We start from the raw sequence: 24,673 nt of genomic DNA on the forward strand, positions 1-24,673 counted from the left end.
CGCCCGGCGCTCACCCCACGTGTTCCGTCCCCCTGTGACGTGTGGCACGATGCCGGAAACCCTCGCCGCACCACCCCACAGGAGACGTCTCGCGTGCAGCTGCCCGCCGCCCCGGACCTCACCGACCTCGCGCACACCCACGCCGGGCCGATGCACTGGCTGGCCACCGCCACCGCGACCGCCGCGGTCGTCGCCCTCGCGGGACTCCTCCAGCCCGGCCCCGCCGGAACCACCGCCACGGCGACCGCCGCACCCCGCCCGGCACCCGCCCCCGAGGCCGCTGCGGCCGCCTATCCCCTGGAGTGCGGGGGAGGCCCCCGTACGGTCGCCAAGCGGGTCTCGGGGGACCTCGACGGCGACGGGAACCCCGAGACCGTTGCGGTCGTGCACTGCGAAGCCGGCTCCGGCACCCCGCCGAGCGGCGTCTACGTCCTCACCCGCGGCAGGGGCGCGGACGCGCCCGCGCGCGTGGTGGCCACGCTCGTCGCACCCGACCAGCACCGGAGCGTCACCGAGCTCGCCGTACGCGACGGGGCGGTCCTCGCCACCCTCCTCGGCTACTCGTCCCTCGACGTGCCCCGCTGCTGCCCGGACGAGAAGGAGCAGGTCAGCTGGCGCTGGCGGGGCGGAGCCTTCGTCCGCGCCGGCCAGGAGGAGGCGCGGAGCGCCTGACCCGTCACTCCGCGTCGGGGCCGTACACCTCGACCTTGTCCGCGACCCGGCGCACGTGGATGCAGTCGCCCGGGCACTCCTTCGCGGAGTCCACCACGTCCTGGAGCAGCGGCAGCGGCACCGGGGTGGTGGCGCCGGTGTCCTGGAGGAGCTCGTCGTCGGCGCTCTTCACATAAGCGAGCCCGTCGATGTCCAGCTCGAAGACCTCCGGAGCGTACTGCGCGCAGATCCCGTCCCCGGTGCACAGGTCCTGGTCGATCCAGACCTCCAGCGCCTCGCCGGCGCCCGTCGCCGGGGCCTCGTCCTGCACGGTCATGTCTCCTGCCGTTTCTGCTTCGCGCGATAAGTCGGGCCACCCTTGGCGGGTGTTGGCCAATGACGACGATACAACCGCCCGCTTTCAGACGGTGAAGGGTGGGTATTCCCCTGGCGAGAGGGGAAGCGCAAGGGTGAAGATCGGACACACCCCGGAGTCTTTTTGATCTAGGGGTTTCAATCACCACCCACGCAGGTAGGGTCAGGAAGCGTCCAGCTCCCCTTGGAGGAGGTGAGGACCGTGGCAGCCCACGACGACGACATCAACCGCGGCATCCGGCCGGGGCGAGGGTCTGAGGACCCCGCCGGTCAGGTTGCCTATCTCGAGCAGGAAATCGCCGTCCTGCGCCGCAAGCTCGCCGACTCTCCGCGCCATACGAGGATTCTCGAAGAGCGGATCGTCGAGCTGCAGACCAACCTGGCCGGCGTGTCCGCGCAGAACGAACGTCTGGCGAACACGCTCCGTGAGGCCCGCGACCAGATCGTGGCCCTCAAGGAGGAGGTCGACCGGCTCGCACAGCCGCCGGCCGGCTTCGGTGTCTTCCTGCAGGCCAATGAGGACGGCACGTGCGACATCTTCACCGGCGGCCGGAAGCTCCGGGTGAACGTCAGCCCGAGCATCGAGCTCGAAGAGCTCCGGCGCGGCCAGGAAGTCATGCTCAACGAAGCGCTCAACGTGGTCGAGGCCATGGAATTCGAGCGCGCCGGCGACATCGTCACCCTCAAGGAGATCCTCGAGGACGGCGAGCGCGCCCTGGTGGTCGGGCACACGGACGAGGAGAGGGTGGTCAGGCTCGCCGAGCCCCTGCTGGACGTCACCATCCGCTCCGGCGACGCCCTGCTGCTCGACCCCCGCTCCGGCTACGTCTACGAGGTGGTCCCCAAGAGCGAGGTCGAAGAGCTCGTCCTCGAAGAGGTCCCGGACGTCGACTACGAGAAGATCGGCGGCCTGGGCAACCAGATCGAACTGATCCGCGACGCGGTCGAGCTCCCGTACCTCTACCCGGACCTCTTCAAGGAGCACGAACTGCGTCCGCCGAAGGGCATCCTGCTCTACGGCCCGCCCGGCTGCGGCAAGACGCTGATCGCGAAGGCCGTGGCCAACTCCCTGGCCAAGAAGGTCGCCGAGGTGACCGGCCAGCCCGCGGGGAAGTCCTACTTCCTCAACATCAAGGGCCCCGAGCTCCTCAACAAGTACGTCGGCGAGACCGAGCGGCACATCCGCCTCGTCTTCCAGCGTGCCCGGGAGAAGGCGAGCGAGGGCACCCCCGTCATCGTCTTCTTCGACGAGATGGAATCCCTCTTCCGCACCCGCGGATCCGGTGTCAGCTCGGACGTGGAGAACACCATCGTCCCGCAGCTGCTCGCCGAGATCGACGGCGTGGAGGGCCTGGAGAACGTCATCGTCATCGGCGCCTCCAACCGCGAGGACATGATCGACCCCGCGATCCTGCGGCCCGGCCGGCTCGACGTCAAGATCAAGATCGAGCGTCCGGACGCGGAGGCGGCGAAGGACATCTTCGCGAAGTACCTCACGGGCAACCTGCCGCTGCACGAGGACGACGTCTCCGAGCACGCCGGCTCGAAGGCCGCCGCCGCCCACGGAATGATCCAGTCCGTCGTCGAGCAGATGTACGCGGAGTCCGAGGAGAACCGCTTCCTCGAAGTCACGTACGCCAACGGCGACAAGGAAGTCCTGTACTTCAAGGACTTCAACTCCGGCGCGATGATCCAGAACATCGTCGACCGGGCCAAGAAGATGGCCATCAAGGCCTTCCTCGACCACAACCAGAAGGGCATCCGGGTCTCCCACCTCCTCCAGGCCTGCGTGGACGAGTTCAAGGAGAACGAGGACCTGCCCAACACCACCAACCCCGACGACTGGGCCCGCATCTCCGGAAAGAAGGGCGAGCGGATCGTGTTCATCCGCACGCTCGTCACCGGAAAGCAGGGCGCGGACACCGGACGCTCCATCGACACGGTGGCCAATACCGGTCAGTACCTGTAAAACGCCCACCGGCTGCGGATGTCCGGAAACCCGGGCATCCGCAGCCGACGCATTCCATCCAGCATTTCCCCCGGCATCACAGGGAAATAGCGCAACGATCTCCCCACCAGCGCGGAGCCGATCTAGGCTCTTCGGTACCGCCGAGTCGCGCACAGTGAGCGCCGCCGGGCAAGGAGGGCCGCATGACCGTACGGCGAGTAATGGGCATCGAGACGGAGTACGGGATCTCCGTCCCGGGACACCCGAACGCCAATGCCATGCTCACCTCGTCCCAGATCGTCAACGCCTACGCGGCGGCGATGCACCGGGCGCGCCGCGCCCGCTGGGACTTCGAGGAGGAGAACCCGCTGCGGGACGCCCGCGGCTTCGACCTCGCCCGCGAGGTGGCCGACTCCAGCCAGCTCACCGACGAGGACATCGGCCTCGCCAACGTGATCCTCACCAACGGGGCCCGCCTCTACGTGGACCACGCCCACCCGGAGTACAGCTCCCCCGAGGTCACCAACCCCCGCGACGCCGTCCTCTGGGACAAGGCCGGCGAGCGGATCATGGCCGAGGCCGCCGAGCGCGCCGCCCAGCTCCCCGGCGCCCAGCCCATCCACCTGTACAAGAACAACACCGACAACAAGGGCGCGTCCTACGGCACGCACGAGAACTACCTGATGAAGCGGGAGACCCCCTTCTCGGACATCGTGCGCCACCTCACCCCCTTCTTCGTCTCCCGCCAGGTCGTGACCGGCGCGGGACGGGTCGGCATCGGCCAGGACGGGCGGGAGCACGGCTTCCAGATCAGCCAGCGCGCCGACTACTTCGAGGTCGAGGTGGGCCTGGAGACCACCCTCAAACGGCCCATCATCAACACCCGGGACGAACCGCACGCCGACGCCGAGCGCTACCGCCGCCTGCACGTCATCATCGGCGACGCCAACCTCTCGGAGATCTCGACCTACCTCAAGCTGGGCACCACCGCGCTGGTCCTGTCGATGATCGAGGACGGCTTCATCACCGTCGACCTCGCCGTCGACCAGCCGGTCCGCACCCTCCACCAGGTCTCGCACGACCCCTCGCTCCAGTACCTGGTCACGCTCCGCAGCGGCCGGACGCTCACCGCCGTACAGCTCCAGATGGAGTACTTCGAGCTGGCCAGGAAGTACGTGGACGAGCGGTACGGCACGGACGCCGACGAGCAGACCAAGGACGTCCTCACGCGCTGGGAGGACACCCTCAACCGGCTGGAGAACGACCCCATGAGCCTGGCCGGCGAGCTGGACTGGATCGCCAAGCGGGAGCTCATGGAGGGCTACCGGCGCCGCGACGGCCTGGACTGGGACGCCGCCCGGCTGCACCTGGTGGACCTCCAGTACGCGGACGTGCGCCCCGACAAGGGCCTCTACAACCGGCTGGCGGCCCGCGGGCGCATGAAGCGGCTCCTGGACGAGACCGAGGTGGAACGGGCCGAGACGGCGCCTCCGGAGGACACCCGGGCCTATTTCCGGGGCCGCTGTCTGGAGCAGTACGCGGACGACGTCGCCGCGGCCTCCTGGGACTCCGTGATCTTCGACCTGCCGGGCCGGGACTCGCTCCAGCGCGTCCCGACCCTGGAGCCCCTCCGGGGCACCAAGGCACACGTGAAATCGCTCCTGGACCGCTGCCGCACGGCGGAGGAACTGGTGCGCGTGCTCTCGGGCAACTGAACCGGAAGACCGGTACGGGCCTGAAATGCCCCGGCGCTGGGAATCATGGAACCAGTGCCCGGGCGTTGTGGAAACCACGAGGCCGAAGTCGGACCCGACCTATAGGGTCTGATCTTGTAAGGACTCAACCGAGCGGGCCGATTCGAGCGGGGTGAGGGATATGGCGACCAAGGACACCGGCGGCGGACAGCAGAAGGCGACGCGCTCCACGGAGGAGGTCGAGGAGACCACCACGGAGGCGAACTCCGACCTCCAGGAGCGCCAGGAGAAGCTGAGCGAGGACGTGGACTCCGTCCTGGACGAGATCGACGACGTCCTGGAGGAGAACGCCGAGGACTTCGTTCGATCGTTCGTGCAGAAGGGCGGCGAGTAGCCGCCTCGCGCACCTGTCGTCCTCCGTCCCCGGAGCCCCGGAGAAAGCCGTGGGTCCGGGGACGGGTGACAGGCCGTGGCACGGGTAAGGTCCGTGCACAGCAAGCAAGATCGGCCCGCGCTCCGCACGGCGGGCCGACTCTCCCACCCGGAAGGAATCGCGTGGAAGCCAACCCTCGTAGCACCGGGCGTCTGCCGGCGGCCTTCCTGACGCCGGGCTCGTCCTCGTTCATGGACTTCCTGTCCGCGCACTCGCCGGATCTGCTCCCCGGCAACCGGAAGCTTCCGGAGGGCATCGTCGAGGCCCCCCACGGCACGACCATCGTGGCCGCCACGTTCCCCGGCGGGGTCGTCCTCGCCGGCGACCGCCGCGCCACCATGGGCAACATGATCGCGCAGCGGGACATCGAGAAGGTGTTCCCGGCCGACGAGTACTCCGCGGTCGGCATCGCCGGCACCGCCGGCCTGGCGGTGGAGATGGTCAAGCTGTTCCAGCTGGAGCTGGAGCACTTCGAGAAGGTGGAGGGCGCGACGCTCTCCCTGGAGGGCAAGGCGAACCGCCTGTCCACCATGATCCGCGGCAACCTCGGCATGGCCATGCAGGGCCTCGCCGTCGTGCCGCTCTTCGCGGGCTGGGACGAGGGCAAGGAGAAGGGCCGGATCTTCTCCTACGACGTGACCGGCGGCCGCTCCGAGGAGCACGGCTTCGCCGCCACCGGCTCGGGTTCGATCTTCGCGCGGGGCTCGATGAAGAAGCTCTACCGCGACGACCTGACCGAGCAGCAGGCCACCACCCTGGTCGTGCAGGCGCTGTACGACGCGGCGGACGACGACTCGGCGACCGGCGGCCCGGACCTGGCCCGTCGGATCTTCCCGATCGTCACCGTCATCACCGACGAGGGCTTCCGCAGGCTCACCGAGGCCGAGTCCTCCGAGCTTGCCCGGTCGATCACCGAGCGACGGCTCGAGCAGCCCGACGGGCCGCGCGCCGCCCTGCTCTGACCACTCGTCGCTCCAGAAGCCCAGAAGAAAGGGACGGACCGCCGGTGTCCACTCCGTTCTACGTCTCACCCCAGCAGGCCATGGCCGACCGGGCCGAGTACGCCCGCAAGGGCATCGCCCGCGGCCGCAGCCTCGTCGTCCTCCAGTACGCCGACGGCATCGTCTTCGTCGGCGAGAACCCGTCCCGCGCCCTCCACAAGTTCAGCGAGATCTACGACCGGATCGGCTTCGCGGCCGCCGGCAAGTACAACGAGTACGAGAACCTGCGCATCGGCGGCGTGCGCTACGCCGACCTGCGGGGCTACACCTACGACCGGGACGACGTCACCGCGCGCGGCCTGGCCAACGTCTACGCGCAGACGCTCGGCACCATCTTCTCCAGCGCGGGGGAGAAGCCGTACGAGGTGGAGCTGGTCGTCGCCGAGGTCGGCACCGAGCCGGAGGGCGACCAGATCTACCGGCTGCCCCACGACGGCTCGATCGTCGACGAGCACGGCTCGGTCGCGGTCGGCGGGAACGCGGAGCAGATCAGCTCCTTCCTCGACCAGCGGCACCGGGACGGCATGTCCCTGGCCGAGGCCCTGAAGCTGGCCGTGCAGGCGCTCTCGCGGGACACCAACGGCAGCGAGCGGGAGATCCCCGCCGAGCGCCTGGAGGTGGCGGTCCTGGACCGCACGCGTCCGCAGCAGCGCAAGTTCAAGCGGATCGTCGGCCGGCAGCTGTCGCGCCTCCTGGGCGCGGACAACGCGGCGGTGACGAAGACGGACGAGCCCTCCGACGAGGCTCCCGAGGAGTAGACGGCACCGCCCGAGAGGCCCGGCGCGCGCGAGCGGCCGGGCCCCTCGGCACGTCCGCCCGGGGAACGGGCCCAGGGGCCTCAGGGGGCCGGAGCGGGTCCCGAGGAGCCCCGGGGGACCAGGGCGACGGGAAGGGTCTCCGGGCGGGGCCGCTCGCCCGCGAGGACGGCGAGGAGCGCCTCCATCCCCCGCCGTCCGAACTCCTCGGCGGGCAGCCGGACGGTGGTGAGCTCGGGCTCGACCACCGTGGCCAGGGCCATGTCGTCGAAGCCGGTGACCGACAGGTCCTCGGGGACGCGCAGACCGAGCCGGCGCGCGGCCTTGTAGACGCCGGCCGCGAGGATGTCGTCGTCGCAGACCACCGCCGTGGGACGGGGCCCGGGGGCGGCCAGGGCGAGGGTCGCCGCCTCCCGGGCGTCCGCGACGTTCAGCGGCGACCGCACGGTGCGGACCTCCGTACCGCGCAGGGCCCGGGCGAGCACGTCGGCCCGGACGTCGAAGGTCCAGGACGGGGCCGCGGACGCCAGGTGCAGGAAGCGGCGGTGGCCGAGGCCGAGCAGGTGCTCGGTCACCCGGCGCATCCCGTCCGCGACGTCGAGGTTCACGTGGGCGGCGGCGCCGGTGCCCGCCGGGTCGCTGTCGAGCATGACGAGCGGCAGGTCGGTGCCCCGGAAGGCCTCCAGGGCGTCGGTCGCCATGGAGGAGGCGATCACGCCGTCGAGGGCGGCCTGCGCCGAGGCGAAGGGGTCCCGGGCCGGGCCCACGCCGTCGGGGGAGGGGTAGAGGACGACCCCGAAGCCCTGCCGGGCGGCCGCGGCGGCGGCGCCCGTGTAGACGTGGGCGAAGAACTCGTTGGTGAGGGCCGGGACGACGAGCAGGGCCGTCCTGGTGCGGCCGAGCCGGAGGTTGCGGGCGGCCAGGTTGGGCCGGTAGCCGAGCTTCCCGGCGGCCTCCCGCACGGCGTCGGCGGTCCGCTCGGAGACCCGGCCGCGCCACTTGTCGCCGAGCACCAGGGAGACGGTGGCCTGCGAGACGCCCGCCGCCCGGGCGACGTCCCTGCTGGTCGGGCGCGTGCCGCCGAGCGGCTCCGGGGTCTGCACACAAGCCTCCGCGTCGGACGGTCCCAGGCACGCGGAGTGGACCCGCGTACAGCTGACATGGTACGTATGACGTCGGACGTTATACGTAAAACCTCGGGGGGATCCCGGGCGAGGGGAGACCGACATGGCCACCGAGGCACCGGGACGCGGCGGCTATCTGGACATCCTCAGGGCGCCGCACGCCGCCCGGCTCCTCGCCGGGACCCTCGTCGGGCGCCTGCCCAACGGCACCGGCCCCGTCGCCCTCACCCTCTTCGTCCGCGACCAGGGCGGCAGCTACACCCTCGCCGGCGGCCTCATCGCCGCCTACGGCGTCGCCACCGCCCTCGGCCAGCCGCTCCTCGGCCGGGCCGTCGACCTCAAGGGCCAGCCCCGGGTCCAGCTGCCCGCCGCCGTCCTCTCCGCCCTCGGCATGGCCCTGCTCGCCCTCACCGGCATCGGACACCTCGGCCTCGCCTACGCCGCCGTCGTCCTCGCCGGACTCTTCACCCCGCCCCTGGAGGGCGGACTGCGGGCCCTGTGGCCGAGCGTCCTCGGCCGCGCGGACCGGGTCCACCGCGCGTACGCCCTCGACGCGGTCGCCCAGGAGGTCATGTTCACCGTCGGGCCCCTGCTGCTGACCCTCCTGGTCTCCCTCTGGTCGCCCGCCGCCGCCCTCCTCGTCATCAACGCCCTCGGCGTCCTCGGCGCCCTCGCCGTCGTCCTCTCCGAGCCCTCCCGCGCCTGGCGCTCCGCACCCCGCGAGGCCCACTGGCTGGGCGCCCTGCGCTCGCCCGGCCTCCTCGCCCTCCTCGGCTCCTTCTTCTTCGTCGGTCTCGCCCTGGGCTCCATCACCGTCGCCGCCGTCGCCTACGCCGACGACCGGAACGCCCCCGCCGTCTACGGCTGGCTGATGGCCGCCCTCGGGCTCGGCGCGCTCCTCGGCGGCGTCGCCTACGGCGCCCGCCAGTGGGCCGGGGCGCCCGAGCGCCGCCTGCGCGTCCTCGTGCTGCTCCTCGCGGTCTGCTACCTGCCGCTGATCCTCGTCCCGGGCCCCGCGGCCATGACGGGCCTCTCGGTCCTCTCCGGCGTCTTCCTGGCCCCCGCCCTCGCCTGCGCCTTCCTCGTCGTCGACCGGCACGCGCCGCGCGGCACCGTCACCGAGGCCTTCTCCTGGCTCGTCACCACCTTCGGCGTCGGCTCGGCCCTCGGCTCCGCCGTCGCCGGACCCACCGTCGAACTCGCCGGAACGGCGTCCGGCTTCGCCGTCGCCGGAGCGGGCGGCCTCGTCGCCTTCGTCGTCCTCCTCGCCACCACCCGCGTCCTGGACGCCCCGACGGCCCCGAACACCCCCGGCGCCGAGGCGCGACACGCCGTCGACGCGGACGGCCCCGCCGCCGCGCACGGCGAAAAGAACACGCCCTGATCGGAAAATGATCCGAACGTGAGTGTCCAACCCGGTTTCAGCGCAGGCCGTCAGGCGTAATGTTCAGACATGGACCGCCGCATTTTCGGGCTGGAGAACGAGTACGGCGTCACGTGCACGTTCAGGGGACAGCGCCGACTGTCTCCTGACGAAGTGGCGCGCTACCTCTTCCGCCGTGTCGTGTCATGGGGCCGCAGCAGCAATGTCTTCCTGCGGAACGGCGCCCGCCTGTACCTCGACGTGGGTTCGCATCCGGAATACGCCACACCGGAATGCGACAACGTGACCGAACTGGTCACCCACGACAAGGCCGGCGAGCGCATTCTCGAAGGCCTGCTCGTCGACGCCGAACGCCGCCTGCACGAGGAGGGAATCGCGGGCGACGTCTACCTCTTCAAGAACAACACCGACTCGGCCGGAAACTCCTACGGCTGCCACGAGAACTATCTCGTCGCCCGCCACGGGGAGTTCTCCCGGCTCGCGGACATCCTCATTCCCTTCCTCGTCACCCGGCAGCTCATCTGCGGTGCGGGGAAGGTCCTCCAGACCCCGCGCGGCGCGGTCTACTGCGTCTCCCAGCGCGCCGAGCACATCTGGGAGGGCGTCAGCTCCGCCACCACCCGCTCCCGGCCCATCATCAACACCCGGGACGAGCCGCACGCCGACGCCGAGCGCTACCGCAGGCTCCACGTCATCGTCGGCGACTCGAACATGTCCGAGACGACCATGCTGCTCAAGGTCGGCGCCACCGACCTCGTGCTCCGCATGATCGAGGCCGGCACCGTGATGCGCGACCTCACCCTGGAGAACCCCATCCGGGCCATCCGCGAGGTCAGCCACGACATCACCGGCCAGCGCAAGGTCCGGCTCGCCAGCGGCCGCGAGGCCTCCGCCCTGGAGGTCCAGCGCGAGTACTACGAGAAGGCCGTGGACTTCGTCGACCGCCGCGGCATCCGCAGCGGCACGGTCGCCCAGGTTCTGGAGCTGTGGGGCCGCACGCTCGACGCGATCGAGGACGAGCGCCTCGACCGCATCGAGACCGAGATCGACTGGGTCATGAAGCACAAGCTCATCGAGCGGTACCGGGCCAAGCACAACATGACCATGTCGAACCCGAGGGTCGCGCAGATAGACCTCGCCTACCACGACATCCACCGCCGCCGGGGGCTGTACTACCTGCTCCAGAAGAACGGGCAGGCGGCCCGGATCTGCAACGACCTGAAGATCTTCGAGGGCAAGTCCGTGCCCCCGCAGACCACCCGGGCCCGGCTCCGCGGCGACTTCATCCGCCGCGCCCAGGAGCAGCGGCGGGACTTCACCGTCGACTGGGTCCACCTCAAGCTCAACGACCAGGCACAGCGGACGGTGCTCTGCAAGGACCCGTTCCGCTCCGTCGACGACCGGGTGGAGAAGCTGATCGCCGGAATGTGACGGGACCACCGCAAGGGTGAAAACGCGGCACGCGCGGCCGGGCCCGGCCTCCCGGGCCCGACCCCGTGCGCCCGGGGCCGTACCCCTCCGAGGGTGCGGCCCCGGTTCCGTACCTCCCGTACGGCAGAACCCCTGCGGGGCAGGGGCCGCACCGTAGAGTGTGGACGTTCCCATGGCCCCGACTCCCAGTTGGACTGATGAACTACAACACGAAGCGACGTATCGCCGCGCTCCTCGCCGTGCCCGTCCTGCTGATCACCGCCGCGTGCGGCTCGGACTCGGGGAAGGACACCGCGGAAGGCACGGTGGCCGAGGTCAAGGGGAAGTTCGGCGCGCAGCCCGACGTCGTCGTCCCCAAGGACGCCAAGGCCGCCGACAAGACGGTGATCGAGACCGTGACGGAGGGCAGCGGGGCGACGGTCAAGAAGGGCGACTTCGTCAGGCTGGACTGGACGGTCGAGAAGTGGCAGGAGGACAAGCCCCTCGGCGGCACCTGGGCCCAGCAGACGCCCGACGCCAAGGGCGCGCACCCGCAGGCCGTCGAGCGGCTCGGTCAGCCGAGCCAGCAGCTGCCGGAGAAGGTCCTCAACGCGGTGGACGGCAAGAAGGTCGGCTCCCGCGTCCTCGTCCAGGGGACCGCGGGCGACCTGGTCGGCGAGAACCTGAACCCGCAGTCGGGGCTGAAGGCCACCGACACCCTGGTCTGGGTCGTCGACGTGGCGGGAGCCGCCGCCGTGGACTCCAAGGCCGAGGTCAAGGGCACCCAGGCGGCGCCCGAGGCCGGGATGCCGGAGGTGAAGGCCCCCTCCCAGGCGGCCGCGACGATCACCGTCCCGAAGGGCCAGAAGGCCCCCACCGAGCTGAAGCAGCAGGTCCTCATCAAGGGCACGGGCCCGAAGGTCGAGGCCGGGCAGGGACTCATCGCCCAGTACACCGGCGTGAAGTGGGAGGACGGCAAGAAGTTCGACTCCTCCTGGGACCACGGGGGCGCCACCGCCTTCCAGATCGGCACCGGCTCGGTCATCCAGGGCTGGGACAAGGCCCTGGTCGGCAAGAACGTCGGTGACCGCGTGCTCCTGGTGATCCCCCCGGCGCTGGCCTACGGGTCCAACCCGAGCAGCGAGCTGGCGAAGAACACGCTGGTCTTCTCCGTCGACATCCTGGGCGTCGCCTGATTCCCGTCGCGATCACCGATCTGTGAGACTGTTCCGGATCGACGCACCACAAGAAGGAGCACACAGCAGTGAGCATCGAGAAGCCCGAGGTCGACTTCCCGGGCGGCGAGCCGCCGAAGGACCTGGAGATCAAGGACGTCTGGGAAGGCGACGGCGAGGTCGCCGAGGCCGGCGACGCCGTGCAGGTCCACTACGTGGGTGTGGCCTTCTCCACCGGCGAGGAGTTCGACGCCTCCTGGAACCGCGGCACCCCGCTCGGCTTCCAGCTCGGCATCGGCCAGGTCATCAAGGGCTGGGACCAGGGCGTCCAGGGCATGAAGGTCGGCGGCCGCCGCCAGCTGATCATCCCCGCCCACCTCGCCTACGGCGACCGCGGCGCCGGCAGCGCGATCGCCCCGGGCGAGACGCTGATCTTCGTCTGCGACCTCGTGGCCGTCGGCAAGCGCTGACCCGCCGGCCGGACGGGCACGGACCCGACCGACGAGGCTCCTGAGGGCCCCCGCCGTCCACGGCGGGGGCCCTCCGCTTTTGTCCCGAGACCCCGGGACGGTACGGTCGGACGTCCGAGAAGTGGAACCGGCGGAAGAGGTGCAGGGCGTCGATGGCGATTGCCAAGTCCGAGCGGCTGATGAATCTCGCGCTGTGCCTGCTCGGGACGCGCCGCCCGCTCAGCAAGCGCGAACTCCGCGGCTCCATCGAGGCCTACCTCGAAGCGAGCGGCGAGGACGCCTTCAACCGCATGTTCGAGCGCGACAAGGACGACCTCCGCGAGCTCGGCCTCGTCATCGAGACCGTCGAGAACCTGGAGGGCGAGACCGGCTACCTCGCCCGCCGCGACTCCAACCGGCTGCCGCCCATCACCCTCGACGCCGAGGAGGCCGCCGCGCTCGGCCTCGCCGCCAAGGTCTGGCAGCAGGCCCGCCTCGCCGGAGCCGCCAGCGGCGCCCTCCAGAAGCTCCGCGCCGCCGGGATGCCCGAGGCGGAGGACTCGTACGACGTCCAGCCCAGCGCCCTCGAACCGCGCATCCCGGTCCGCGAGGCCGCCTTCGAGCCCCTCATGCTCGCCTGCCGCGACCGGCGGCCCGTCGTCTTCGACTACCGCAAGGCCAACGCCGCCCGCCCCGGGACCCGCCACGTCGAGCCCTGGACCCTCGAATGCTGGCGCGGCCACTGGTACCTCGCGGGCTGGGACCGCGACCGCGGCGCCGAGCGCGTCTTCCGCCTCTCCCGGATCACCGGCAAGGTCCGCTCCCGGGCCGGCGCCTTCACCGCGCCCGTGCCCGACGTCGTCACCGTCCGCGAGACCGTCGAGAGCTGGGCCGGCGAGACCGCCACCCGCTCCGCCCGGATCCGCCTCCGCGCCGGCAGCGGCTACCCGCTGCGGGCCCGCGCCCAGTCCGTACGGGAGGGCGCCGACGGCTGGGACGAGCTGGAGATCCCATACGGGCACGGCCTCGACGCCTGGCTCGTCGAGTTCGGCCCCGACGTCGTCGTACTGGAACCGGCCGATCTGCGGGCCGACGTGATGGACCGGCTGCGCGCCGTGGCCAAGGGCTGAGGGGGAGGACGGACGCATGGCTGCCAACGCGATCGACCAGACGAGGCGGATGCTCTCCCTCGTCACCTACCTCCGCGAGCGCCCCGGCGCCCACGTCGCCGACGTGGCGCGCGCCTTCGGCATCACCGAGGACGAGCTGATCTCCGACCTGGACGTGCTGCCCATGTGCGGCACCAGCTTCCGGGGCGGGGACCTCCTCGACATCGACACCGACGGCGACCGGATCTGGTGGCACAACCCCGACGACGTCGCCGCCCCGCTGCGCCTCGCCGCCGACGAGGCGACCGCCCTGCTCGTCGCCGCCCGCGCCGTCGCCACCCTGCCGGGGCTCCGCGAGAGCGACCGGGAGGCCCTGCTCCGCGCCACCGCCAAGCTGGAGGCCGCGGCCGGCGAGGCCGCCGGGGCCAGCGCCCGGCTCTCGGTCACCTTCGAGGCCGAGGGCGGGGTCTTCGCCGAGGTCGACCGGGCGATCTCCGAGCGCCGCCGCCTGTGGGTGCGCTACTACTCGCCCGCGCGCGACGAACTCACCGAGCGCGAGGTCGACCCGATCCGGCTCTTCGCCGTCGGCCACACTTACATGGAGGCCTGGTGCCGCCTCTCCGAGGCGCGCCGCACCTTCCGGCTCGACCGGGTCGCGGAGATCCGCCTCCTCGACGAGCCCGCCGCGCCGCCGGAGCTGGAGCTGCGGGACCTCTCCGAGAACCTGGTCCAGCCCTCCGCCGACGACCCCGAGGTCGTGGTCGAGGTCGGCCCCGGCGGCCGCTGGGTCGCCGAGTACTACCCGCACGACCGGGCCGACGAGCTGCCCGACGGCGGTCTGCGGATCACCCTGCGGACGCCGGACCCCGCCTCGCTGCGCAGGCTCGCGCTCCGGCTCGGCAGCGACGGACGCATCGTCGCACCGGCCGAGCTCGCCGACAGCGCCAGGACGGCCGCCACCGCCGCGCTCGCCGCGTACGAGAACGGCGACGGGAACGAACAGGAATGAGCCACTCGGGGCGAGAGAAATGAGGGACATGCCCGTGATGCACGGTTTCGCGGCGACGGTGGCTCCCGTCCTCTTCAAGGCCGCCTGCCCCGACTGCCGTTCCCGCTTCGAACTCTCGGCGAACGCCCTGCGCCTCGCCATCGGAGCCAGCCGCCGCACCACCTTCTACTCCTTCACCTGCCCCGAGTGCGGAAGCTCCGTCCGCAAGCCCGCCGGAGACCGCATCGTCGAACTCCTCACCGGCGGCGGCGTCCGGACACTGCGCCTCCACACCACCGTCTGAACGCCCCTCCACCGTCCAGCGTCTAGGCTCGCCCCATGTTCTGGCCCATGCTCGCCATCGTCCTCGGCTTCCTCGGCATCGCCGTCCTCGGCGTCCTCGCCGTCAAGGTCTTCCTGGAGGTCCAGCGCCTCGGCCGTCAAGTGGCCCACACCACCCAGCGGATCACCCGGGCCGCCGAAGAACTCGAAGACGCCGCCGCCGACCTCGCCCGAACCGGCGAGACGCTCCGCTGAACCCGTGCCGTACGCTGCGGGAAGCGGCCCCGGCCGGGGCGCACGGGACGCAATCGGGAGTACGCACGGGCATTGCCCCCCGTTTACTCCTGCGGGTTACGATCGCAGACAGCGCGGTGGCCGGACACCTGTCCGACCCGCCGGGCACGCACACCATGTCGCCTCGGTGAAGAAGGTAAACAGCTATGTTTGGTAGGCTCGGCCCCACCGAGATCATTCTCATCCTCGTCGTCGTCATCCTCCTGTTCGGCGCCAAGAAGCTCCCGGACATGGCCCGCTCGCTCGGCAAGTCGGCCCGCATCCTCAAGAGCGAGGCCAAGGCGATGAAGGCCGACGACCAGCAGAGCGCCCCCGCCGACCCGCCGCACACCGGAACCGTGACGCCGGACCAGCCCGCCGCGCGCACCATCCAGGCCGCCCCCGGCGACGTGACCAGCGCTCGCCCCGTGACCGAGCCCACGGACACCACCAAGCGCTGACCCGGTCCGCCGCGGCCGCCGCACCGGGCGGCGGCCTGCCGCACGAGATGAGGACGTGGGTTGCCCAAGTCTGCCCGCAAACAGGAGAAGGACCCCGAGGGCCGGATGCCCCTCGTGGAGCACCTCCGCGAACTCCGCAACCGCCTGGCGAAGGGTCTCCTCGCCATCGCCGCGGTGACGATCGTCGCCCTCGTGTACAGCGAGGAGCTGATGCAGTTCCTGACGAAGTCGGTGCCCACCTGCGCACCGGACGTCACCAGCAACGGCGGAAACTGCGCGATCGTCTCCTTCAACACGCTGATGGCCCCCTTCAGCACGACGATCCAGCTGTCGCTGACGACGGGCCTCGTCGTCGCCAGCCCGATCTGGCTGTACCAGCTGTGGGCCTTCGTCGCGCCCGGACTGCACAAGAACGAGAAGAAGTACACGTACGCCTTCGTCGGCGCGGCCGTGCCGCTCTTCGCCGCCGGCGCCTACCTCGCGTACCTCATCCTCCCCATCAGCGTGAAGGTCCTCATCAGCCTCACGCCCGAGGGCTCCGCGAACATCCTCTCGCTCGGTGACGTCCTCGACTTCACCCTGCGCATGGTGCTCGTCTTCGGCCTCGCCTTCGAGCTCCCGCTCGTCCTGGTGATGCTCAACCTCACCGGTGTCCTCACCGGCCGCCGCATGGCCGGCTGGTGGCGCGGCGTGATCATGGGCGTCTTCGTCTTCGGCGCCGTCATCACCCCCACCACCGACCCCGTCGGCATGATCGCCCTCGCCGGGCCCATCACCATCCTGTACTTCGGGGCCGTCGGCTTCGCCCTCCTCAACGACCGGCGGCGCAGGCGCGCGAACCCCGACGCCGAGCTCGACGACGACGAGGCCTCCGTCCTCGACCTCACCCCCGAGACGGTCGGCGCCGTCGAGGCCGTGGGCGCCCCCCGCGCCCTGCCCGAGCAGGCCACCGGGGAGCACGGCGGCGCCGTGCGCCGTCTCAACGGTTACGACGACATCACCTGATCTTGTAGGGTCCCCCCAGACTCCGTCCGGGGGGACCCCAATGACCAGCGACATCACCCTCTTCGTCAACCCCACCGCGGGCCGCGGCCGGGGTGCACAGGCCGCCCGGCCCGCCCTCGACGCGCTGCGGGACGCCGGATTCTCCGTCCGCACCGTCCTCGGACACGACGCCGCCGACGCCCTGCGCCGCGTCCGCGAGGCCGTCGCGGACGGCACCGGCGCCCTCGTCGCCGTCGGCGGCGACGGCATGGTCTCCCTCGCCCTCCGGGTCGTCGCCGGCACCTCCGTCCCCCTCGGGATCATCGCCGCGGGCACCGGCAACGACTTCGCCCGCACCCTCGGCCTGCCCGTCCGCGACCCGGCCGCCGCGGCCCGCGTCGCCGCCGGAATCCTGAAGGACACCGGAGGCCGGACCGTCGACCTCGGACGCGTCACGGGCGGAGACGGGGGAGCTGCCGATGGGCGCGCCGACGGAGGAGCCCCCACTGGGCTCGCCGACGGGGGAACCGTCACTGGCCGCGCCGGCGGAGGAGCCGGCGCCACCGGGCACGACGGGGACGCCCGCTGGTACGGGACCGTCCTGGCGTCGGGCTTCGACTCCCGGGTCAACGACCGCGGCAACCGCATGCGCGTCCCCGCAGGCCGCTTCAAGTACGACCTCGCGATCCTCGCCGAGCTCGCCGGCTTCCGGCCCGTGCCCTACCGCCTCACCCTCGACGACGGACGGGTCGTGGAGGTCGACGCCACCCTCGTCGCCGTCGGCAACGGCACCTCCTACGGAGGCGGTATGCGCATCTGCGCCGACGCCCGCACCGACGACGGCCTCCTCGACGTCACGGTCGTCGGCGACTGCGACCGCACCACCCTGATCAAGGTCTTCCCCCGCGTCTACAAGGGCACACATTTCGACCACCCCAAGGTCACCACGTACCGCACCCGCACCCTCGTCCTCGACGCCCCGGACACCACCGGCTACGCCGACGGCGAGCCCCTCGGCCCGCTGCCCCTCGCCGTGGAGTGCGTACCCGGCGCCCTGCGCGTCCTCGCGCCGGACGCCCCGCCCGCCGGTTGATCCGTCCCTCCACATCGCGCGATAAAGATCGCGTCACTGTCAGAGGTGGCGGGTAGGCTCGACAACAAGATGACAGAGGACCTCACACCAGCCGAGGCGTACGCGGCCGCCCGCGCCCGCAACGCCGAGCGGGCCACCGCGCTGCACCCCTTCCGCGAGATGTACGACTTCGACCTGGACCCCTTCCAGATCGAGGCGTGCAAGGCCCTCGAAGCGGGCAAGGGGGTACTCGTCGCCGCGCCCACGGGCTCCGGCAAGACCATCGTCGGCGAATTCGCCGTCCACCTCGCCCTCACCCAGGGCCGCAAGTGCTTCTACACGACCCCCATCAAGGCGCTGTCGAACCAGAAGTACGCCGACCTCGTCAAGCGGTACGGAGCCGACAAGGTCGGCCTGCTCACCGGGGACAACAGCGTCAACGGCGACGCGCCGATCGTCGTCATGACCACCGAAGTCCTCCGCAACATGCTCTACGCGGGCTCCCAGGCCCTCTCCGGCCTCGGCTACGTCGTCATGGACGAGGTGCACTACCTCTCGGACCGCTTCCGCGGCGCCGTCTGGGAGGAAGTGATCATCCACCTCCCCGAATCCGTCACCCTCGTCTCGCTCTCCGCGACCGTGTCCAACGCCGAGGAGTTCGGCGACTGGCTCGACACCGTCCGCGGCGACACCGAGGTCATCGTCTCCGAGAGCCGCCCCGTGCCGCTCTGGCAGCACGTCCTCGCCGGACGCCGGATGTACGACCTCTTCGAGGAGGAGACCGACCACGGCGGCCGCGGCGCCTCCCGCCGCGAGGTCAACCCCGACCTCCTCCGCCTCGCCCGCACCGAGAACACGCGCACGTACAACCCGCGCGAACGGCGGCGCGGCAAGATGGTCCGCGAGGCCGACCGCGAGCGCGAGCGCCGCCAGCGCTCCCGCATCTGGACCCCCGGCCGGCCCGAGGTCATCGACCGGCTCGACGCCGAGGGACTCCTGCCCGCCATCACCTTCATCTTCAGCCGCGCCGGCTGCGAGGCCGCCGTCCAGCAGTGCCTCTACGCGGGACTCCGGCTCAACGACGACGAGGCCCGGCAGCGGGTCCGCGAGATCGTCGAGGAGCGCACCGCCTCCATCCCCCCCGAGGACCTGCACGTCCTCGGCTACTACGAGTGGCTCGAAGCCCTGGAGCGGGGGATCGCCGCCCACCACGCGGGGATGCTCCCCACCTTCAAGGAGGTCGTCGAGGAGCTGTTCGTCCGCGGCCTCGTCAAGGCCGTCTTCGCCACCGAGACCCTCGCCCTCGGCATCAACATGCCCGCACGGTCCGTCGTGCTCGAAAAGCTGGTCAAGTGGAACGGCGAACAGCACGCCGACATCACCCCCGGCGAGTACACCCAGCTCACCGGCCGCGCCGGACGCCGCGGCATCGACGTCGAGGGACACGCCGTCGTCCTCTGGCAGCGCGGCCTCGACCCCGGCCACCTCGCCGGACTCGCCGGCACGCGCACGTACCCGCTGCGCTCCAGCTTCAGGCCCTCGTACAACATGGCGGTCAACCTCGTCGACCAGTTCGGCCGGCACCGGTCCCGCGAACTCCTCGAAACCTCGTTCGCGCAGTTCCAGGCCGACCGCTCCGTCGTCGGGATCTCCCGCCAGGTCCAGAAGAACGAAGAGGGCCTGGAGGGCTACCGCGAGGGCATGACCTGCCACCTCGGGGACTTCGAGGAGTACGCGCGGCTCCGCCGCGACCTCAAGGACCGCGAGACGGAACTGGCGAAGCAGGGCGCCGCCCAGCGCCGCGCCCAGGCGGCCGGCTCCCTGGAGAAGCTGAAGCCCGGCGACGTCATCCACGTCCCCACCGGAAAGTTCGCCGGCCTCGCCCTCGTCCTCGACCCCGGCATCCCGGCGGGCCGCACCAACGGACACCGTGGCTTCGAGCACCACGACGGACCCCGCCCGCTCGTCCTCACCGCCGAGCGGCAGGTCAAGAGGCTCGCCTCCATCGACTTCCCCGTCCCCGTCGAGGCGCTGGAGCGCATGAGGATCCCCAAGTCCTTCAACCCGCGCTCCCCGCAGTCCCGCCGCGACCTCGCCTCCGCGCTGCGCAGCAAGGCCGGCCACATCAACCCCGAGCGGCACCGCAAGAACCGTGCCGCAGCCGCCGACGACCGCGAGATCGCCCGGCTGCGTACCGAGATCCGCGCGCACCCCTGCCACGGCTGCGACGAGCGCGAGGACCACGCCCGCTGGGCCGAGCGCTACCACCGCCTCCAGCGCGACACCCGGCAGCTGGAGCGGCGCATCGAGGGCCGCACCAACACCATCGCCCGCACCTTCGACCGGATCGTCGCGCTCCTCACCGAGCTCGACTACCTGCGCGGCGACGAGGTCACGGACAACGGCAAGCGGCTCGCCCGGCTCTACGGCGAACTCGACCTGCTCGCGAGCGAATGCCTCCGCGACCGGGTCTGGGAAGGCCTCACCCCGCCCGAACTCGCCGCCTGCGTCTCCGCCCTCGTCTACGAGTCCCGCCAGGCCGACGACGCCGTCGCGCCCAAGCTGCCCACCGGCAACGCCAAGGCAGCGCTCGGCGAGATGGTCCGGATCTGGGGACGCCTCGACGCCCTCGAAGAGGAGTTCAAGATCAACCAGGCGGAGGGCGTGGGCCAGCGCGAGCCCGACCTCGGATTCGCCTGGGCGGCCTACCAGTGGGCCTCCGACAAGGGCCTCGACCAGGTGCTCCGCGAGGCGGAGATGCCGGCCGGAGACTTCGTCCGCTGGTGCAAGCAGGTGATCGATGTCCTCGGACAGATCGCCGCCGCCGCGCCCAAGGAGAACAGCACCGTAGCCAAGAACGCCCGCAAGGCCGTCGACTCGCTGCTGCGGGGCGTCGTCGCCTACAGCTCCGTGGGCTGACCTTCCTCACCCCATCGGGTGAGTTCCGGCCGGAGCCCATGGCGATCACGCCATGGGCCCCGGCCTCTGTCGTGTTCCCACCGTCGTTGTCCACAGGCCGTCGTCCACAGGGGTGGCGCGGACCCCGGCCCTTCCGCTTGCATGGACTCACATGCAGGGAAGGGCAGTTGGGGAGGGGAAACGGATGACCACACATGCCGGTCCGGATGCCGGGGCGCGCGACGAGGAGCGGCCGGCGGAGACTCCGGGAGGGGAGGCTCCGGGAGGGGAGGTGGCGCGGAAGCCGGCGGGAGGAGAGGCTCCGGGAGGGGAGACGGCGCGGGAGCCGGTGGTCTTCGTGGAAGGGCCGCGAGGCGTGCCCCTCCTCGGGAACCTGCCCGCCTTCGGCAAGGACCCCCTCGCCTTCTTCGAACAGCTCAGGGAACGGGGGGACTTCGTCCGCTGGCGCTTCGGCCGCAGCCGCGCCCTCTTCATCGCCCATCCCGACAACATCGGCGAACTCCTCACCGAGGTCGAGCGCACCTTCGACCAGCCCGACCTCGGCATCGCCTTCCGCACCCTCCTCGGCAACGGCGTCGTCGTCGCGAAGGGCGCCGACTGGCGGCGCAAGCGCTCCCTCGTCCAGCCCTCCGTCCGCCCCAAGCAGGTCCGCTCCTACGCGGCGACCATGGCCGAATGCGCCGTCGACCTCGCCGACCGGTGGACCGACGGACAGCGGATCGACATCAAGAAGGAGATGGCCGCCCTCACCCAACTCATCGCCGTCCGCACCATCTTCGGCGTCGACACGGCCGCCGACGCCGAGTCCATCGGCCGGGCGATGGACATCGCGCAGAAGGAGATCGGCGCCGAGTTCAGCGGCATCGGAGCCCTGCTGCCCGACTGGGTCCCCACGCCCGGACGCGCCCGCATCAAGCGCGCCACGGCCGTCATCGACGCCGAGGTCTCCCGGGTCGTCTCCCGCCACCGCGACGGCGACACCGAGCGCCCCGACCTGCTCAGCCGGCTCCTCGCCGCCCGGGACGAGACCGGCGCCCGCCTCTCCGACCGGGAGATACGCGACGAGACGGTCACCCTCTACATCGGGGGCCACGAGACCACAAGCTCCACCCTCGTCTGGGCCTGGCACCTGCTCTCCCACAACCCCCGGGTCCGCGACGCCCTCACCGAGGAGCTCGACCGGGTCCTCGCCGACCACGAACCGGGCTACGACGACTACGCCTCCCTCCCCTACACCCAGGCCGTCGTCAAGGAGACCCTCCGGCTCTACCCCACCATCTGGCTCATCACCGGCCTCGCGAAGGAGGGCGCCACCATCGGAGGCACCCCCATTCCCGTCGGTACCCGCGTCTGGTCCAGCCAGTGGGCCACCCACCGCGACCCCCGCTGGTACGGCGACCCCGAGGTCTTCCGCCCCGAACGCTGGCTGACCGGCGACCCCGGGAACGGCAAGGACGGCGGGGAGGGCGAGAGCGGCGCATCGGCCGAGGAGATACCCGAGTACGCCTGGTTCCCGTTCGGCGGCGGACCCCGCGTGTGCCTCGGCACCCGCTTCGCCCTCGTCGAGGCCGTCCTCGTCCTCGCGGTGCTCGCCCGCCGCTTCCACCTGGACGTCACCGCCGAGGGAGTACGCCCGGTCCCCAGCCTCACCCTCCAGCCGGACCGCGACGTCCTCGCGACGGTCCGCGCCCGGGACTGAGACCGGACCGGCGCCCTCAGCCGGCCGTGGCCAGGGCCCTCGCCAGCTCCCGCAGGTCGTCGGTGCGCAGGACGCGGCCGCCGAAGCCGGGGAGGGGGACGTGGAGGGCGGACAGCCAGCGGGCGGGGACGGCGGCGGAGCCGTACACCGCACCCGCGAGCGTGCCGGTCACCGCCGCCACCGTGTCGGTGTCGCCGCCCAGGTCGACCGCCACGGCCAGGGCCTCCTCGAAGGAGGGGGTGGTGCGCAGCGCCCACACCGCCGAGCCGAGACACGGCCAGACGGCGCCGTTGAACTCGGTCGCGTCGTCCGGGTGCCAGCCGGGGGCGAGCACCGTCGCCCAGCGGTCCCGGTGGGCGGGGTCCACTTCGGCGAGGGTGGCGGGCAGGGCGGCGAGCGGGTCCTTGCCGAGGAGGGCGACTCGGACCAGTTCGTGGAGGATCGCCGTGCCCTCCCAGGCCGCGCCGTCGCCGTGCGTCAGGGCGGCGATGCGGCGGGCGGCGTCCATGGTCGCGGTCCGTCCCCGCGCCGCGAAGTACACGGCCGAGGTGGCGGCCCGCATCAGCGAACCGTTCCCGGCGGCATACATGTTGACCTGGAAATGGAGGGAGGAGGCGAGGTCCCACGGGTCGCCGCCGAGCAGCACCTGCTCGGTCTGGAGGCCGATGTCCTTGGGTTCGGCCGCCGCCCAGCGGCGGAAGCGGTCGAAGACGTCCGGCGGGTCGAGGCCGCCCCGTTCGAGGAGGGACTCCCCGAGCAGAACGGCCATCTGCGTGTCGTCCGTGGCCTCGCCCGGGTCCCAGCCGCCGCCTCCGCACAGCTCGCCGGCGCCGTCCGGAAAGCGTTCCCGGAAGACGCCGGGAAGGCCGAACTCGAAGGGGGCGCCCAGGGCGTCGCCCGCGGCGGAGCCCAGAACGGCGCCCATGGCGCGGTCGATGTCCGTCATCCGGCCACTCTAGACCGGGGGTTGTGGCTCCCCGTGCCGTGGTGGCGGGGCACGGGGAGCCACCGGTTCAGGCCGCCGGAGCGGGGGCGGCCGGGGTGCGTTCCTCGTGCCGTGCGCGTGCGGTCCAGAGGGCGCGGACCACCAGGAAGAGAGGCAGGGCGACGGGGGAGAGGAGGATCGTCAGGAGGAGCAGGGGACCCATGAGGAGGGGCGGTACGGAGAGGCGTCGGCCCTCCCGGTACATCCACTGACCGAGCAGCAGGTCCCAGGCGAGGATCTGGGCCCAGATCGCGCCGGCGCCGTTCGGGAGCGCGGCGAGGTCCCGGAAGGCATCGATGTCCGGGCTGCTGACCGCCGTCCAGAACTCGGGCAGGACCGGGGCGACCAGCACCGCCCAGAGGGTCAGGAGGGGGAGGACGGTCAGCGGCGAGGCCGCGAGGCGCTCGGTGAACCGCCACCGGGGCGCGAGGACCATCAGGAACCAGACGGGAGCCACGAGGAGGAAGGCCAGCTCGAAGAGGAATCCGGTCATGCCGCGATCTCCTCGGTGGGGGAGGCGGGGGAGGCGGGAGGGGAGGGAGGGGAGGGGGAGGGGCCCTCGGGAGTCGGGCGGAGGGAGAAGGCGGTGGCCGCACCGCCGAGCAGCACGATCGCTCCCGCGCCGGCCAGGGTCGCGCCGTCCGGGGCGAACAGGGCCTGGCCCCGCAGCGCCTGCCAGGTCAGCAGGACGAAGGCCGCCGCGTAGGCCGCCGAGGCGGTGAGGGCGAGGCGCAGCCGGACCCGTTCGTCGGCGAGGTGGGCGAGGCGGGCGAGACGCGGGAAGCGGGCGGAGCGGGTCGCGAGGGCGGCCAGGACGAGCAGGACCAGCGGGAGCAGTTGGAGCGCGTGCATTCCGAAGAAGTGCGCCACGCGCAGGTCGCCGCCCGTGGTGGCCCAGCCGGTCACCGGCATGGACGGGCCGCCGTCCGGAACGCCGACGCTGTGGGCGCCGACGATCGGCGGGTTGTCGGTCGCGAGCTGTTCCGGCGTCGGACGCACCATCAGGAAGCCGACTCCGGCGCCCGCCAGGGCGATCAGGGAGGAGATGCGGACGGTCCAGGCCATGGCGCGGTCGAGGATCCGGGCGCGCAGCAGGAGCAGGGCGATGACCAGGGCGCCGAGCCACAGCACGACGACGGTGCCGCCCATGATCTGGAAGACGGTGTTGTCGAACGGGGTCGCCTGGTTGAAGTGGCTCCGGGTGCCCCGGACCACCTGGAGGGTGATGAGCACCATCTCCACCGCGCTCGCGCCGGCGACCACCGTTCCGGCCCACCAGCCGGTCCGGCGGCCCCGGGGGAGCAGCGAGAGCATCCAGGCGAGCGAGAGGGCGTAGGCGATGAACGAGACCGAGAACTTGAACGGTTTGGCCCAGATCGGGGCGCCGACCAGGATGCGGTCGTCCACCGCTAAGCCGACGGCGGAGACGAGGGCGAGGACGCCCATCGAGGCGGCGAACCAGACCAGGGGCCGGTGCAGTTGAGGGAGTGGGTTGAGTGGAT

General features: G+C 71.6%; 24 protein-coding genes. 19 read left to right on the plus strand and 5 right to left on the minus strand.

What is annotated here, in order from left to right:
* Positions 1-93: 93 nt before the first annotated feature.
* Positions 94-672, plus strand: a complete 579-nt coding sequence (locus ACIQD7_RS23600; protein WP_121828661.1) for a hypothetical protein — start codon at positions 94-96, stop codon at positions 670-672.
* Between the two features lie 4 nt (positions 673-676).
* Here ACIQD7_RS23600 and ACIQD7_RS23605 read toward each other — a convergent pair whose 3' ends face one another.
* Complete coding sequence (locus tag ACIQD7_RS23605) at positions 677-988, minus strand: ferredoxin (protein WP_053640233.1); 312 nt, start codon at positions 986-988, stop codon at positions 677-679.
* A 240-nt stretch (positions 989-1,228) separates the two neighbouring features.
* Between ACIQD7_RS23605 and arc the strand changes: the two genes are divergently transcribed.
* From arc to prcA, 5 genes are all read left to right on the plus strand, one after another.
* Complete coding sequence (arc, locus tag ACIQD7_RS23610; RefSeq protein ID WP_121828662.1) at positions 1,229-2,995, plus strand: proteasome ATPase; 1,767 nt, start codon at positions 1,229-1,231, stop codon at positions 2,993-2,995.
* Positions 2,996-3,177: 182 nt separating this feature from the next.
* Positions 3,178-4,689 (plus strand): depupylase/deamidase Dop, encoded by a 1,512-nt coding sequence (gene dop, locus ACIQD7_RS23615; RefSeq protein ID WP_351972147.1) that lies wholly within the window; start codon positions 3,178-3,180, stop codon positions 4,687-4,689.
* Between the two features lie 160 nt (positions 4,690-4,849).
* Positions 4,850-5,062 (plus strand): ubiquitin-like protein Pup, encoded by a 213-nt coding sequence (locus ACIQD7_RS23620; protein ID WP_073818441.1) that lies wholly within the window; start codon positions 4,850-4,852, stop codon positions 5,060-5,062.
* Positions 5,063-5,223: 161 nt separating this feature from the next.
* Entirely contained in the window at positions 5,224-6,063 is an 840-nt protein-coding gene (gene prcB, locus ACIQD7_RS23625; RefSeq protein ID WP_121828664.1) for a proteasome subunit beta, read from the plus strand.
* A gap of 44 nt (positions 6,064-6,107) precedes the next feature.
* Positions 6,108-6,860 carry a proteasome subunit alpha gene (gene prcA, locus ACIQD7_RS23630; RefSeq protein ID WP_121828665.1) on the plus strand — a complete coding sequence of 251 codons (753 nt, stop codon included), beginning with the start codon at positions 6,108-6,110 and terminating at the stop codon, positions 6,858-6,860.
* An 80-nt stretch (positions 6,861-6,940) separates the two neighbouring features.
* Here prcA and ACIQD7_RS23635 read toward each other — a convergent pair whose 3' ends face one another.
* On the minus strand, positions 6,941-7,960 hold the full coding sequence (locus ACIQD7_RS23635) for a LacI family DNA-binding transcriptional regulator (RefSeq protein ID WP_402444014.1): 1,020 nt from the start codon (positions 7,958-7,960) through the stop codon (positions 6,941-6,943).
* A gap of 124 nt (positions 7,961-8,084) precedes the next feature.
* Here ACIQD7_RS23635 and ACIQD7_RS23640 point away from each other — a divergent pair, with 124 nt between their 5' ends.
* The 13 genes from ACIQD7_RS23640 to ACIQD7_RS23700 all read left to right on the plus strand — a co-directional run bounded on the left by ACIQD7_RS23640 (position 8,085) and on the right by ACIQD7_RS23700 (position 22,186).
* Positions 8,085-9,365 carry an MFS transporter gene (locus ACIQD7_RS23640; RefSeq protein WP_402444015.1) on the plus strand — a complete coding sequence of 427 codons (1,281 nt, stop codon included), beginning with the start codon at positions 8,085-8,087 and terminating at the stop codon, positions 9,363-9,365.
* 69 nt (positions 9,366-9,434) lie between these two features.
* Positions 9,435-10,796 (plus strand): Pup--protein ligase, encoded by a 1,362-nt coding sequence (gene pafA / locus ACIQD7_RS23645; protein ID WP_121828668.1) that lies wholly within the window; start codon positions 9,435-9,437, stop codon positions 10,794-10,796.
* 197 nt (positions 10,797-10,993) lie between these two features.
* Positions 10,994-11,971 carry an FKBP-type peptidyl-prolyl cis-trans isomerase gene (locus ACIQD7_RS23650; protein WP_402444017.1) on the plus strand — a complete coding sequence of 326 codons (978 nt, stop codon included), beginning with the start codon at positions 10,994-10,996 and terminating at the stop codon, positions 11,969-11,971.
* 68 nt (positions 11,972-12,039) lie between these two features.
* Positions 12,040-12,420 carry an FKBP-type peptidyl-prolyl cis-trans isomerase gene (locus ACIQD7_RS23655; protein ID WP_121828670.1) on the plus strand — a complete coding sequence of 127 codons (381 nt, stop codon included), beginning with the start codon at positions 12,040-12,042 and terminating at the stop codon, positions 12,418-12,420.
* Positions 12,421-12,572: 152 nt separating this feature from the next.
* Positions 12,573-13,529: a helix-turn-helix transcriptional regulator gene (locus tag ACIQD7_RS23660; protein WP_402444019.1), complete on the plus strand. Its 957-nt coding sequence runs from the start codon at positions 12,573-12,575 to the stop codon at positions 13,527-13,529.
* Between the two features lie 16 nt (positions 13,530-13,545).
* Complete coding sequence (locus ACIQD7_RS23665; protein WP_402444021.1) at positions 13,546-14,517, plus strand: helix-turn-helix transcriptional regulator; 972 nt, start codon at positions 13,546-13,548, stop codon at positions 14,515-14,517.
* Positions 14,518-14,536: 19 nt separating this feature from the next.
* Positions 14,537-14,800 (plus strand): hypothetical protein, encoded by a 264-nt coding sequence (locus ACIQD7_RS23670; RefSeq protein WP_402444023.1) that lies wholly within the window; start codon positions 14,537-14,539, stop codon positions 14,798-14,800.
* A 35-nt stretch (positions 14,801-14,835) separates the two neighbouring features.
* Complete coding sequence (locus ACIQD7_RS23675; RefSeq protein WP_402444025.1) at positions 14,836-15,033, plus strand: hypothetical protein; 198 nt, start codon at positions 14,836-14,838, stop codon at positions 15,031-15,033.
* 185 nt (positions 15,034-15,218) lie between these two features.
* Entirely contained in the window at positions 15,219-15,512 is a 294-nt protein-coding gene (gene tatA / locus ACIQD7_RS23680; protein ID WP_121828674.1) for a Sec-independent protein translocase subunit TatA, read from the plus strand.
* A gap of 105 nt (positions 15,513-15,617) precedes the next feature.
* On the plus strand, positions 15,618-16,517 hold the full coding sequence (gene tatC / locus ACIQD7_RS23685) for a twin-arginine translocase subunit TatC (protein ID WP_402444208.1): 900 nt from the start codon (positions 15,618-15,620) through the stop codon (positions 16,515-16,517).
* A gap of 40 nt (positions 16,518-16,557) precedes the next feature.
* On the plus strand, positions 16,558-17,589 hold the full coding sequence (locus ACIQD7_RS23690; protein WP_402444026.1) for a diacylglycerol kinase family protein: 1,032 nt from the start codon (positions 16,558-16,560) through the stop codon (positions 17,587-17,589).
* Between the two features lie 69 nt (positions 17,590-17,658).
* Positions 17,659-20,487 carry a DEAD/DEAH box helicase gene (locus tag ACIQD7_RS23695; protein WP_402444027.1) on the plus strand — a complete coding sequence of 943 codons (2,829 nt, stop codon included), beginning with the start codon at positions 17,659-17,661 and terminating at the stop codon, positions 20,485-20,487.
* A gap of 328 nt (positions 20,488-20,815) precedes the next feature.
* Positions 20,816-22,186, plus strand: coding sequence for a cytochrome P450 (locus ACIQD7_RS23700; RefSeq protein WP_402444210.1), 1,371 nt, complete (start codon positions 20,816-20,818; stop codon positions 22,184-22,186).
* A 16-nt stretch (positions 22,187-22,202) separates the two neighbouring features.
* Here ACIQD7_RS23700 and ACIQD7_RS23705 read toward each other — a convergent pair whose 3' ends face one another.
* From ACIQD7_RS23705 to ACIQD7_RS23715, 3 genes are all read right to left on the minus strand, one after another.
* Complete coding sequence (locus ACIQD7_RS23705; RefSeq protein ID WP_402444029.1) at positions 22,203-23,132, minus strand: ADP-ribosylglycohydrolase family protein; 930 nt, start codon at positions 23,130-23,132, stop codon at positions 22,203-22,205.
* 67 nt (positions 23,133-23,199) lie between these two features.
* Positions 23,200-23,664 (minus strand): ABA4-like family protein, encoded by a 465-nt coding sequence (locus ACIQD7_RS23710; RefSeq protein WP_402444031.1) that lies wholly within the window; start codon positions 23,662-23,664, stop codon positions 23,200-23,202.
* On the minus strand, positions 23,661-24,617 hold the full coding sequence (locus ACIQD7_RS23715; RefSeq protein WP_402444212.1) for a hypothetical protein: 957 nt from the start codon (positions 24,615-24,617) through the stop codon (positions 23,661-23,663). The genes ACIQD7_RS23710 and ACIQD7_RS23715 overlap by 4 nt, the downstream gene beginning before the upstream one ends.
* Positions 24,618-24,673 lie beyond the last annotated feature (56 nt).

The sequence above is a fragment of the Streptomyces sp. NPDC093071 genome, from assembly GCF_044754545.1.
Taxonomy (GTDB): domain Bacteria; phylum Actinomycetota; class Actinomycetes; order Streptomycetales; family Streptomycetaceae; genus Streptomyces.

Excerpts from the sequence above, each read along its gene's own strand:
- ACIQD7_RS23605 (WP_053640233.1), bottom strand. The coding sequence starts at position 988 with ATGACCGTGCAGGACGAGGCCCCGGCGACGGGCGCCGGCGAGGCGCTG.
- dop (WP_351972147.1), top strand. The coding sequence starts at position 3,178 with ATGACCGTACGGCGAGTAATGGGCATCGAGACGGAGTACGGGATCTCC.
- ACIQD7_RS23620 (WP_073818441.1), top strand. The coding sequence starts at position 4,850 with ATGGCGACCAAGGACACCGGCGGCGGACAGCAGAAGGCGACGCGCTCC.
- ACIQD7_RS23640 (WP_402444015.1), top strand. The coding sequence starts at position 8,085 with ATGGCCACCGAGGCACCGGGACGCGGCGGCTATCTGGACATCCTCAGG.
- pafA (WP_121828668.1), top strand. The coding sequence starts at position 9,435 with ATGGACCGCCGCATTTTCGGGCTGGAGAACGAGTACGGCGTCACGTGC.
- ACIQD7_RS23650 (WP_402444017.1), top strand. The coding sequence starts at position 10,994 with ATGAACTACAACACGAAGCGACGTATCGCCGCGCTCCTCGCCGTGCCC.
- ACIQD7_RS23660 (WP_402444019.1), top strand. The coding sequence starts at position 12,573 with ATGGCGATTGCCAAGTCCGAGCGGCTGATGAATCTCGCGCTGTGCCTG.
- ACIQD7_RS23665 (WP_402444021.1), top strand. The coding sequence starts at position 13,546 with ATGGCTGCCAACGCGATCGACCAGACGAGGCGGATGCTCTCCCTCGTC.
- ACIQD7_RS23670 (WP_402444023.1), top strand. The coding sequence starts at position 14,537 with ATGAGGGACATGCCCGTGATGCACGGTTTCGCGGCGACGGTGGCTCCC.
- ACIQD7_RS23675 (WP_402444025.1), top strand. The coding sequence starts at position 14,836 with ATGTTCTGGCCCATGCTCGCCATCGTCCTCGGCTTCCTCGGCATCGCC.
- tatA (WP_121828674.1), top strand. The coding sequence starts at position 15,219 with ATGTTTGGTAGGCTCGGCCCCACCGAGATCATTCTCATCCTCGTCGTC.
- tatC (WP_402444208.1), top strand. The coding sequence starts at position 15,618 with ATGCCCCTCGTGGAGCACCTCCGCGAACTCCGCAACCGCCTGGCGAAG.
- ACIQD7_RS23690 (WP_402444026.1), top strand. The coding sequence starts at position 16,558 with ATGACCAGCGACATCACCCTCTTCGTCAACCCCACCGCGGGCCGCGGC.
- ACIQD7_RS23695 (WP_402444027.1), top strand. The coding sequence starts at position 17,659 with ATGACAGAGGACCTCACACCAGCCGAGGCGTACGCGGCCGCCCGCGCC.
- ACIQD7_RS23705 (WP_402444029.1), bottom strand. The coding sequence starts at position 23,132 with ATGACGGACATCGACCGCGCCATGGGCGCCGTTCTGGGCTCCGCCGCG.
- ACIQD7_RS23710 (WP_402444031.1), bottom strand. The coding sequence starts at position 23,664 with ATGACCGGATTCCTCTTCGAGCTGGCCTTCCTCCTCGTGGCTCCCGTC.
- ACIQD7_RS23715 (WP_402444212.1), bottom strand. The coding sequence starts at position 24,617 with ATGGGCGTCCTCGCCCTCGTCTCCGCCGTCGGCTTAGCGGTGGACGAC.